The following is a 12329-nucleotide window of genomic DNA, read 5'->3' as shown; positions in this document are numbered from 1 at the left end:
CCATATAAACTAATGTTATACCTTTATATATAATATTATACACCTTACTAATAATCCTAGATAGAATGAAAAAAACAACGGTATCGTATTTATTATTTATATTTTGCTTTACGCAGATAATCAAAGCACAAAATGTCGATTTTAAAGTCGATTACGAATCCTTCTTATCGAAACACGATATGCTTTGGGATATTGTTCCAGACAAATGGCAAACTGCTCCGTATTCAGGAAATGGTAACGTCGGATTTTTATTATATCAAGGTACTGAAGAAAAAGACAATGTAATCTCGTTACATATTGGGCGTCATGATTACTACGATCATAGAGAAGCGGAAACAAAAGCAGATGAAATGCTTTGGATTAAACGAAGCCGTTTACCGCTAGGTCATTTTAAATTAACTTCTAAAGGAAAGATCACAGGTGTGGATATGCGTTTAGATTTATGGAATGCCGAATTAACAGGTACAATCCATACCTCTCAAGGAAGTTATAAAATTAAAGGATTTACGCATAGTACGAAGGATATTATCTATTTGGAAACGGATACCAAAGATGAAAACATAGAAATCACTTGGCATGCCGAAGATCCTATTCCTCCAGTTTATGAAGTTTTAAAAAGCGGTGGTGGACCAAAAGGTGGTACTTGGGATAAAATGAGAGCGGTAACTTTAGAAATCGCGCCGAAACCAACGTTTAGTGAGAAAGACGGTTACAATTTCTGTTACCAACCATTATTCGATAACAGAGGAGAAACCACTACAGGTTATAAAATATCAGGGAACCCTTCCGGAAAACAACAATTAATAGCAAGTGTACATCATTGTTTTCCAGACCACAATTCCTTAGAAATTGTTACTGAAAATTTAGAAACTGCGGAAGCACTAATCCAAGAAAACAACTTTGTATCTACCCATAAAAAATGGTGGCATGACTATTATCCATTAAGTTTCTTAACCATTAATGATGCAGAAAAAGAATCGTTCTATTGGATTCAGATGTATAAACTAGGATCTGCTTCTCGAGGAAACGGACCGATTTTAGATTTAATGGGACCTTGGTATAACCGAACGTTTTGGCCAATGGTTTGGGGAGATTTAAATGTGCAATTAATCTATTGGACGCATTTAACAGCAAACAGAATGTCTATTGGAGAATCTCTACCAAACAACATTGACAAATACGCTAAAAACCTAGAGGCAAACGTACCTCCACAATGGAAAAATAGTGCTGCCGTTGCTGCTTTAATGCCGCAAGACCTCATCGCTTTTAATGGTGCAAAAGTGCCGGATATGTTAGCGTGGATCTTAAACGATTATTGGTTGCATTGCCAATTTGCAGGAGATGATATTCGAATGCGAGATAAACTATTTCCTATCTTAAAAAAGACCGTAAATAGTTATTTAAATTACATTAAAGACAATCCCGTAGCTGCCGAAGATGGCAAAATTCATATTAAATATAGTTGGTCGCCAGAATACAAACCTGGACGTGGTCAAGACATTAATTTCACATTGGCATTAATTCGTTGGAGTTGTCAAACGCTAATCGATTTGGATGAAAAGCATCAAATAAACGACCCGCTTAAAAAAGAATGGAGATACTTATTAGATAATTTAGTGGATTTTCAAATCGATGAAAACGGTCTTATGGTTGGAAAAGACAGACCTTTTGCGAATCCGCATAGACATTATTCCCATTTACTAGCTTTTTATCCTTTAATGGTAATTACACCAGAAAACGAGGAAGATAAAAAATTGTTACGTACATCTTTAGATCATTGGTTAGATGTCACTTTTAATAGCGGAAAGAAAATTAAAGCCATGCCAGTTACAGGTTATACCGCAACTGGAGCTTCTTCTATGTATGCCAATTTAGGCGATGCCGAAAAGGCCTATTATTATCTAGATTTTCTAATTAAGCATAAAAACATTTCGTCTACCACGATGTATTCCGAAGGAAAAATAAACCCAGTTATTGAAAGTCCGTTGTCTTTTGCTACTAGCGTACACGATATGATGCTGCAAAGTTGGGGAGGAAAAATACGCGTATTTCCTGCTAGTCCGAAAAAATGGAAAGATGTTGCTTTTCACGATTTAAGAACCCAAGGTGCCTTTTTGGTGAGTGCTAAAAAAGCAGAAGGAGTTACCGAATTTGTTTCCGTAAAAAGTTTAAAAGGAAATGCATGTATCGTTCAAGTTGATTTTGAGAAGCCTCAATTTTATATTGACGGAAAATCGGTTTCTATACCTGAAACATCCGATGGTTTTTATACTATTGATTTAAAGCAAAATGAATCTGTTATTATTACTTCCAAAGAAATAAACAAAACAGATTTAAGTATTCAAGAATTACCAAAATCGGAAGCAGAGCAAAATCTATTCGGTTATGGCAAGAAAACAAAACGACTACCAGGTCATGACTATTACAGTTCTTATTAAAAATATTATGAAACGAGCATGTTCAAGATTTTATCACCAAAGGATAATGATTAATAGCGAACAGCATGTGACCATAAATAAACAATAAATATAAACACATGAAAAAAACGATTCTATACAGCATCTTTATATGCGCTTCTTTTATATCCTGTAAAGCACAAGAACAACAAAAGAAACCGAATGTCATTTTTATTTTTTCAGATGACCAAAGGTTTCATTCTTTGAGCATGACTGGAGATCCTATAGCAGAAACTCCAAATATCGATCAACTAGCAAAAGAAGGTGTCTTTTTTAATAACGCGTATATTACTAGTCCTATTTGCGGACCAAGTAGAGCAAATATCTTTACTGCACAATGGGAACGAAAAAATAAAATAGGCTTCACCTCTATTTCGAATCATGTGATTTCTAAAAAAACCTATCAAGACAGTTGGCAAGCACAATTAAAAAAAGCAGGATATTCTACGGCATTTATTGGGAAACACCACACCAAAATTGGAGATAGAAAGGATACACCTTTAGTAGAAAACACCGATTTTAGTTATTATGGAAATGGCCACTTAGGATTTTATCCAGAAAAAAAACACAAGCAATTCAGCAATCTAAAAAACAAAACCCAAGTAGAAGGTTTATTAGAAGCTACAAAAGCCTACTTAACGCAAGGAGATGATTATAAGTACTTTTATGAAAACGCAGATCCTTCCATTAAAAACCAACTTCAAAAAAGAGATCCTAACAAGCCATTTTCGGCATGGATTAATTTAAATCTTCCGCATGCATCTAGTATTGGCGGTATGGGTTCTCGCGAAACAGACCCAGAATATTACAAAACAAAATATGAGGATGTAAAACATAAAATGGAATTACCAGACGGCTATCCGCAAAAGATAAGTCTACCTAAAAACGTGTATGCTACAGGTGATTTAATGAAATATTATGTAACGGCTAATAAGGGAAAGCTATTAAATGAAAAGCTAAAAATGGATCGTGCTATTTATGCTATCGATCTAATGCTAGGCAATCTTCGTGCGTTTTTAAAGGAAATTGGCGAAGCTGAAAATACCATTATCGTATTTTGTTCGGACAACGGTTTGTTTTTAGGTGAACACGGATTAGGAGGAAAAACGATTCTATATGATGAATCGGTGCATGTGCCAATGATTGTGTATTCTCCATTTTTCAAAGATAAAACCATCGGAAAAGTAGTCAATGAATTGGTAGTCGGACAAGATATTCCTGCAACTATTTTAGAGATGTGTGGTGTACAAACACCGCAATCCTATCAAGGAAAAAGTATGCTTCCGTTAATTGATGATAAAAATACAGATTGGCGAAAAGACATCTTTTTAGAAAACTTATTTACAGATCAAGGCTACCCAAGACAAGAAGGCGTGCGAAGTAAACAGTATAAATACATTCGCTCTTTTAGTAAAGAAAACGACCGAAACAAATACGTTCCAGAACAAACTATTGAAACCGACGAACAGCCAATCTACGAAGAACTATTCGACATCATAAAAGATCCAAAAGAGCAAAACAACTTAGTTGGAAATAAAGATTACATCGACGTTTTAAATGCATATAGAGAAAGATGTAAAATCCTTGTTTCCGAATTAAATTAATTCACCTATAAATAATAACCCATGAAAAAACTATTATTATCCTTTCCTATTGTCATCGGAATCTTCATTTTCGGAATACTACTTCCGAAAAACGATATAAATGAAACTTCTAACAATACCGAAGTAATTCAGAAGAAAGACTCCACAAAACCGAAGCTTCGAATTTACTATATAAGACATGCAGAAGGTGGACATAATGTTAAAAAAGAATGGGGAATATATCCAGAAAGCGAATGGCCTGCCTATGTTGGTAATCATAGTACTTTTACACCTAAAGGGATTATGCAACAATCTAGAGTGTCAAATAAATTAAAGCGATTTAATTTCGACTTTGTAGCCGTAAGTCCTGCATGGCGATGTAAAAACACGGTGTTACCATATCTAGAAGCTTCCAAAATGAAAGGCGAGATTTGGCCAGAACTTGCTGAAATTTATGCAACCAATCTTATGGTTTCGCCAGATTTACCAGAACATACAGCAACCGATAAAATTCTTGGTGCTGGAGATGCTATCACTTTACTTCCAGAAGAAGCTCCTTATTTTACGTTGCGTAAAGATGGCTTGCATGAATTTAAGAAAATGCGATTTCCTAGAGATCATTCCGAGAGCGCAAAAGAAAATGCGATGGCAAAGGTAATTATCGATCGCGTTTTAGAATTAATTGATGACCGCAGTGTTTCTCATAAAACGATACTTTTATCCGGACATGGAAGCAGCGGAAAAGCAGTTTTAAGAATGCTTATCAATAACCCTTTAAATGATTTTCCACAAATTACAAATACAGGTGTTTGGATGGTAGAAAAACAAGAGGATGGTTCGTTTAAATTAATGATGTTTAATGATGTTCCTTTATCGGAATAAGATTATAGTTATGGAGTTAGCAGGCTAAATTTAAAGGACAAATGTTTACTGTTTTTGTGCTTAGATTTTTTTTATTAAAAACTGGAATAGCCCAAGATTAAACTTTCAAGATATTGGACCAACTAAAGATTATAACCATAACTTAATGCCCTATTTAACGCCTAAACCATACTAATGCAAAAAAAGAGCAAGCATTTGATGGAATAAAGAAATGTTTTTTCGCCTAAGTTCAAGATATTTGATGAAATATTAATACTAAATTAAACTTTATGAAAACCGTCAAGTATATTTCCGTGATTTTATTATTGTTAAGTATATCCTGTTCAAATGATATTCAATATGACCCTGTAGTGATACCAGAAGGCTCCATTGAAAGCACATTTGGCATAAACGAATATGGTACAATAGATTTCAAAACCGTAGAAGGTATAGAAATAGGAGTAGATACTTCTGTAGAATTAGAAGCATTACACGGAGAACCAGAAGTGATAACCGCAGAAGTAGATGGTATCGTAAGATGGCAATATTTATCTGAGGGAATAGGGTTTGGCGTAAACACAACAACAGATATTATTGATAAAATATATTTATATTCTGACTTATACGAAGATTATACTACTAGCTATCCACGCGCACTTGAGGAAAATTTACAATATGCATTTGGCGTATTAAAAGCGAAACATCCTACCCTTAGAATTACAGACGCGAATGGAAATAGCTGGCCTTACGTAGCGGAAACTTTGATAGCAGCAACTAATGGTGCAGTAAACGGAGTTTATTCTTATAATTTTGAAAACCTTGGAAGGTTCATCTTTATTTCTGATAGTATAGATAATATGGAAGGATTTGTAGTACAAATTATCTTAGAATCTGTTGAAGGTACTGGTGGTGGAACTGGTAGTGATAACCCAGAAATATCATTTGATGACGCAGGAGAAGATAGTCAAACATTTAATGTAGGACAGGAAGATGAAGATGATCTTAATCAGGATATTATTGCCGTGGGAGGCACAGGTATACTTGTAGAAAACAATGGATTTATAGGTGTTACTACTGTAGATGCTAGTGATAATGGTGCCACTGCTGTTTTTACTTTTGACGTAACTACAAATGCAACTACTGCATTTGATGCTACTTTAAATTTAGAGTTAGCAAAAAGAGCAAAAGGTAGCGTTACCGGAACAGTTTCTGTAACAGGTTATCCAGACACACCTTTTTCTTATGCTGCTACTTCAACAGATAATGGTGGTAGTGCTCCAGCTAACAATTTTGAATTTGCATCCACTATCTCACTTGTTTCAGGTGCACCGCTTACTGTGACTATTACACTAGATGAGATGTTAACGGAAGGTAATACAACCAATCCGATTTTTAGATTATCACAAGTAACTGTAGTGAAAGATGGTAATACACCTCAACCTACACAAAATACTTGGCTTGATATAGACAATTCCATTTCAAATTTAACATTATCAACTATTTGTACGGACTGTTCTATAGCAACAGTAGCAAATCCTGATGCTGCAGATGCAGAAGCTACGAATGTAACAAAATGGACTATAGGTTCTACTTCTGGTAGTGGAAATAAAAGCTTTAGTTTTGATTTCAACCAAGGAGAGGGTGTTACACTTGCTGATTATGCTAATTTAATAGTAACCGTACGTATATACTGGCCTAGCTTCAATGATATTACTAATTTTGATGCGAATAAGCGTATTAGACTCTATTTAAGTGATGGAAACGCTGCACAACAAGTACAAGGTAATTTTGTAGAATCTAACGAAGCTAATTGGCATACTATGGTATTTGATTTTACAGGAACACCATCAGGTGCTGCCCTAACATCCGATGTAATTAGTGGATCAATAAGATTAATAGGTAATAACTTTACAAATATAGATAATGGTCTTGAATTTTATATTGATACCATCACTTATGAAATAAATTAAGAGTCCTTAGAACAATTAGAAGTTTTGATAATAGAAAGTCCTTAGTTACATTTTTAACTAAGGACTTTTTTTATTTGTATAAAACAAATATCCCCACAGGTTACAATTACCACTTTATCGTATTGTTTATAAAAGCCACACGTAAGAATTAAATAATTTCAGGAAACAATTCAAAATATCCGTAAAACAAAGGTAATAACCACTTGCTCTTTTTTAAAGAATAATGAATTTCTTTTAGTTAATTACAAATGATGTTTTAGAGCAAGTATTTGACTATTTTAAGAAACGTGATTCCCTATTCACAATATATCTTTGGTTTAATAATTACACGTTAACTTATTAATAATGAATAAATCGCTACCAGTTTTCTTTTTTTTACTGTTTTTCGTTCAATTATCCCATGCCCAATTTTTATGGTATGAAAATGAAACAAATACCTTTAAAATAGAACAAGAAAGTACAACCTCAGGCACATTTCTTAGAGATATCCCTAATCCAGATATTACCGGAATAAATACAAATAATTCCGTTTCTAAATTTAATAGAGCAGCTGGTCAAGAGGCTTTTTTACAATTCGATGTATATAATGCTGTAACCGATTTCTCAGGATATTCCGTAACATTTAAGGCTTATATCGATATTCCTACAGCTGCATTAACAGCAAATAACTCAAAAATAAGTGTACACTTTTCCAATGCAACTGTTAGTACAGAAAGTGCTATAGAACGCAACTTTACCGTTGGGCAACAATGGGAAACGTTCACCTTTAATTTTAATGGTACTTCAATTCCTAACGCGGTTATCAATGCCAATGGCTATCAACGTATTGCTTTAGGATTTGCTAATGGCACAGCAATAGTTCCTACAACCACCTATTATATAGATACCATAAGAGGAACCACAGACCAAATAGTAGATGCTGCAAATCATCCAGCAAATTGGTTAGCTGGTTCCTGGGGTGTTACCTTTCCAGTTTATGGAGGTGAGCGTTTAGATGCTGAAGTTGCAGGCGGTTATGATCTTCCTGATGGTGCTCAAGAAGTGGTTGATGAATTACCTGCTGTAGGTCACGTGATTACAAACTTGTCTTATTTTGCCCATTCGCATTATTTCGCGCTTAGACAGAATGGCAATGTAGATGTCGCTACTGAAATACATGAAGCATTAGTACCTAGCCTAGCCAATCAAAACATCCTTTTTGAGGTCATGCAAAAGTTTAAAGATGATGGCAAAAAAATTATTTTGTACATCTCTACCAATTATTTAGATAGAGCTATTGATGATGGCGCAGATATTGAAGCTGCTTGGATTAATTACTACACGAACAATTTTGCTGGTGACGAATATGCAGCATACAAGGATTTAATTGAAGGTTTTGTACTAGAAGTTAAAGAGTATGCCGATGGTTATTGGTTAGATACTACTGCACAGCTTCATAATGATGGAAATTTAGAGGATTTTGTTCAAATGATTAGAAATGCAGATCCAGGTGCTATCATATCTGCGCAACCCAATGGTGCCTACTTGCAAGATGAAAATGGCAATAATATTTTAGTAGATTCTGATGGATTGGATGACGAAGATGATACCAATTATAAAATAGTAAGTTTTGAAGGCGTAAATACCTATCAAGATTTTACAAGTGGTCATGTCACACCACTAGGACAAGGAGCGCCTCCTAATTCATGGGCTTATGAAGAATTCACCATACCTGCAATGGTTGCAAACCCTTGGTCTATGTATAATGGGAATACGGTATTAAAACACGCATGGTTTCCGGTAAGAGCAAGGTGGCATGTTTCTTCACAACCATTAATCTTTGGCATAGAAGATGGGTATAGATTTACTAAGCGCTTGGTTCAAGCCAATGCTGCTGTAACTTTTGCAACAACTATAGATGATGTAAACAATAAAGGATTTATGATGGCTGATGAAATGCTTATTATGAAAACAATTAACGATAGATTATTATCTAATCCTGTTCCTGATTGTGTGCCTTACGTAAGACCAGAAGGCGCTTATTTAGTTGGTGAAGAGCCTTTATCTGTAGACTCCTTTAACACATCGTCGGAGGTTAAGTTTTACCCTAACCCTGTAGCTGATCTATTAACCATAAAAAGAACATCTACAGCTATAAATTACATAACCGTTATCAACGTTTTAGGAACTAAAGTACTAAAAAAAGTATGGGATAATGGATCCACAACAACACAAGTAGATCTATCTTCTTTACCTTCCGGAATTTATTTTATAAAACTGTCGAATATTAGTAAACATAGCATCACTCGAAAAATAATAGTCTCTAAATAAATAAGAGTCCATTCAGTAAGAAATATATTTAAACAGAAAATAGTTTCAAATAAAAACATTTTTAACTGTCCAGGAATCGATTATATCAGTGAAATTATGAATAATATCAAAATTACATTAGCAATTACCGCCTTATTTGTATGTATCTCCTCCTTTTCTCAGGAAGCCAAAAAGCCAAATATTATTTTAATTATGGCCGATGATGTAAGCTGGAATTGTTTTGGAACTTACGGCGCAGAAGATTACGAAACACCTAATATTGATGCCTTAGCTTCTAAAGGCATAAAGTTTAATCATTGTTATTCTACACCAATTTGCACGCCTTCTAGGGTAAAAATAATGACTGGGCAATATAATTTCAGGAATTATACCCATTTTGGATATCTAAATCCTAAAGACAAAACATTTGGGCACTTACTGAAAGATGCAGGCTATAAAACGGCTATTGCAGGTAAATGGCAATTAAACGGATTGTACCATAATGCGGAAGGTAGTTTAGACGCAAATAGACCACAAAAAGCTGGTTTTGATGAATCTTATTTATGGCAAGTAACAACACAAAAAAAAGGATTAAACGGAGGGGAACGTTTTTGGAGTCCACCATTAGAACGTAATGGAAAATTGATAAGCATAGAGGAGAATGCGGGAAAATATGGTCCTGATATCATGTCCGACTTTGTCTGTGATTTTATAGAGAAGAATAAAAACGAACCATTTTTTGTGTACTACCCAACGGTTTTGGTGCATAGTCCTTTTGTTCCTACCCCAGAAACAATTGGTAACCGATCGAAGGGGCAAGAAGCAAACAAAGCTCCAAGAGATAAAAACTTAAAAAAAGCCAATTATGTGGCTATGGTAAATTATTTAGATAAAATAGTTGGTAAAATCGTAAAGAAAGTGGAAGATGAAGGGCTACTTGAAAACACGATTATTTTATTTACATCTGATAATGGGACAGAATCTATAACCTCTAGTTGGAATGGACAAGATATTAAAGGGGCTAAAGGAGAAACAGTAGACATGGGAACACATGTACCATTTATTGCATATTGGAAAGGACATACGCCAAAGGGCATGGAAAGTGAAGACTTAATAGACTTCACCGATTTCTATACCACCTTTGCTGAAGCTGCTTCATTAAAAAGGACCGACAAAGACCCAATTGACGGACGTAGTTTTTTATCACAATTACAAGGCGAAGTAGGAAAACCAAGAGATTGGGTATTTTGGCACTATCAACCTTATTGGGGAAAACCGGGCAAGTATAAAGGTGCTCAATTTGTCAGAAACCAAGAGTATAAACTGTATAGTGATGGTGGAATGTATCATGTACCTAACGATATTCATGAAAATAAGAATCTGCTATTAGAAGCACATAATACTTCGGTTAAAAATACAAAAGAAAATCTTCAACAGGTTCTGGATCAAGCCCCTCCTGCTCCTTCAAGGGATGAAAATAGAGAATCAAAAGAAAGACCTGTATATCCTACTTGGAAGAATATGGTGAACCCAAATGATTAATTAGATCTCATTATTCGAATAAAAAAATAGTATGACTAGACACAAAGTATTCCTTTTAGTTTTTACCATTTTTATGTCCATCGTTTCTGCTTTTGGACAAAAAGATGGTGCTCGTCCTAACATTGTATTAATTATGGGCGATGATATTGGTTTTTCAGATATAGGATCTTTTGGAGGAGAAATAGAGACACCAAATATTGATCGATTAGCCAATGAAGGGATGCGTTTTACAACCTTTTATAATATGGCAAAATGCTCACCAACAAGGTCGTCATTATTAGCTGGTTTGTATACGGGTGGAAATGGCGCTGTTCATTTAGCAAACTTGACTAAGAAAAGTGGGTATACTAATATCATGAGTGGAAAAGAACACTTTGATAACTGGGTACCTGAATACTGTAAAGCTGAAAATGCATTTGACCATTCCTTTTCTTTTTGGGCAACAACAGAATATTTCTTGCCGCCATCAGGTAAATTCTCTGAGCCGTATTTTTTAGAAGGAAAACAATTGGACCCAAGCAACATTAAACATGAAATTTCTCCAATGTATCAAACAGATTTCATCACAGATTATGCTTTGAATTGGTTGGATGAATCCATTAATGGAGAAGACAAACCTTTCTTTCTATATTTACCATATCATGCAGCGCATTATCCATTACAAGCAAGACCAGAAGATATTAAAAAATATAGAGGAAAATATAAAAAAGGTTGGGATGAATTACGAATTGAACGATTTAACAAAATGCAAAAACTTGGGGTAATCCCAAAAAACGCGCAATTAAGTCCACCTGAAAAAGATTTAAATAGAAAAGGGAAACCATTTGTTCTTGAATATAAAGAGTATTACCCATGGGACGATTTATCGCAAGAGAAAAAAGATTCTCTAGATCTTGAAATGGCCGTTTATGCAGCTATTGTAGATAGAATGGATCAGAATATTGGACGTGTATTAAAAAAATTAGAAGAAGAAAACAAATTAGAAAATACAATTATCTTGTTTTTAGTAGACAATGGCTCTTGTCCATTTTTTAAAAATCAAATTACAGATGTGCAACCTGGACCAGCAAATTCCTACTGGAGCTTACGCACATCTTGGGCAAATTTAGGAAACACACCTTACCGACAATACAAACAAGCTGGCCATGAAGGAGGAAGTCACACGCCTTTTATTGCTTATTGGCCTCATAAAATTAAGCCCAATACAATTACGGATCAACCTGCGCATGTGGTGGATATAGCACCTACATTTTTGGATATTTTAGGTATGGAGTATCCTGAGACTATTGAAGGCTATGCTACCGAACCATTACATGGAACTTCTTTAATCCCCATCTTTGAAGGAAAAAAGCGCGAAGAACCTGATTATTTTATTTCTGGAGTTAGGAATATGAGAATGTTCAGAAGCGGGGATTATAAAATTGTACAAATGAATGGAGGCACATGGGAATTATATAACCTCAAAACCGATCCAACAGAACTTAATAATATTGCTAGTTCTTACCCTGAAAAAGTTAAGGAGTTAGATGAAAAATACAAAACCTCACCATTAGGAAGGATGGATGTAAGAAAAAGTAGAAAGCAAAATAAGAATTAAGCGAAATAACTTCGAAAACTTTTTTGAAATC

Annotated in this window: 7 protein-coding genes; all 7 read left to right on the top strand. The window is 34.7% G+C overall.

Features of this window, described 5'->3' with window-relative positions:
• The first annotated feature begins 65 nt into the window (after nucleotides 1-65).
• The 7 genes from AMD28_RS12410 (at nucleotide 66) to AMD28_RS12380 (ending at nucleotide 12298) form a co-directional block, all read left to right on the top strand.
• On the top strand, nucleotides 66-2438 hold the full coding sequence (locus AMD28_RS12410; protein WP_055444465.1) for a glycosyl hydrolase family 95 catalytic domain-containing protein: 2373 nt from the start codon (nucleotides 66-68) through the stop codon (nucleotides 2436-2438).
• A 98-nt stretch (nucleotides 2439-2536) separates the two neighbouring features.
• The gene (locus AMD28_RS12405) at nucleotides 2537-4060 is read left to right on the top strand and encodes a sulfatase-like hydrolase/transferase (RefSeq protein ID WP_083478306.1); all 1524 of its coding nucleotides are present in this window, start codon (nucleotides 2537-2539) and stop codon (nucleotides 4058-4060) included.
• Nucleotides 4061-4081: 21 nt separating this feature from the next.
• The gene (locus AMD28_RS12400) at nucleotides 4082-4921 is read left to right on the top strand and encodes a histidine phosphatase family protein (RefSeq protein WP_055444464.1); all 840 of its coding nucleotides are present in this window, start codon (nucleotides 4082-4084) and stop codon (nucleotides 4919-4921) included.
• 269 nt (nucleotides 4922-5190) lie between these two features.
• Nucleotides 5191-6870, top strand: a complete 1680-nt coding sequence (locus tag AMD28_RS12395) for a hypothetical protein (RefSeq protein WP_055444463.1) — start codon at nucleotides 5191-5193, stop codon at nucleotides 6868-6870.
• Between the two features lie 345 nt (nucleotides 6871-7215).
• Complete coding sequence (locus AMD28_RS12390) at nucleotides 7216-9180, top strand: T9SS type A sorting domain-containing protein (protein WP_055444462.1); 1965 nt, start codon at nucleotides 7216-7218, stop codon at nucleotides 9178-9180.
• A gap of 96 nt (nucleotides 9181-9276) precedes the next feature.
• Nucleotides 9277-10701: a sulfatase family protein gene (locus tag AMD28_RS12385; protein WP_055444461.1), complete on the top strand. Its 1425-nt coding sequence runs from the start codon at nucleotides 9277-9279 to the stop codon at nucleotides 10699-10701.
• A gap of 31 nt (nucleotides 10702-10732) precedes the next feature.
• Nucleotides 10733-12298, top strand: a complete 1566-nt coding sequence (locus tag AMD28_RS12380) for an arylsulfatase (protein ID WP_055444460.1) — start codon at nucleotides 10733-10735, stop codon at nucleotides 12296-12298.
• Nucleotides 12299-12329 lie beyond the last annotated feature (31 nt).

This window comes from Lacinutrix himadriensis (genome assembly GCF_001418105.1).
Lineage (GTDB): Bacteria > Bacteroidota > Bacteroidia > Flavobacteriales > Flavobacteriaceae > Oceanihabitans > Oceanihabitans himadriense.
The sequence above is the reverse complement of the archived record's forward strand: the minus strand, read 5'-3'. Positions and strand labels throughout refer to the sequence as shown.

Bases quoted from the DNA above. Each gene is read 5' to 3' on its own strand.
- AMD28_RS12380 (WP_055444460.1), top strand. From the start codon at position 10,733: ATGACTAGACACAAAGTATTCCTTTTAGTTTTTACCATTTTTATGTCC.
- AMD28_RS12400 (WP_055444464.1), top strand. From the start codon at position 4,082: ATGAAAAAACTATTATTATCCTTTCCTATTGTCATCGGAATCTTCATT.
- AMD28_RS12395 (WP_055444463.1), top strand. From the start codon at position 5,191: ATGAAAACCGTCAAGTATATTTCCGTGATTTTATTATTGTTAAGTATA.
- AMD28_RS12405 (WP_083478306.1), top strand. From the start codon at position 2,537: ATGAAAAAAACGATTCTATACAGCATCTTTATATGCGCTTCTTTTATA.
- AMD28_RS12385 (WP_055444461.1), top strand. From the start codon at position 9,277: ATGAATAATATCAAAATTACATTAGCAATTACCGCCTTATTTGTATGT.
- AMD28_RS12410 (WP_055444465.1), top strand. From the start codon at position 66: ATGAAAAAAACAACGGTATCGTATTTATTATTTATATTTTGCTTTACG.
- AMD28_RS12390 (WP_055444462.1), top strand. From the start codon at position 7,216: ATGAATAAATCGCTACCAGTTTTCTTTTTTTTACTGTTTTTCGTTCAA.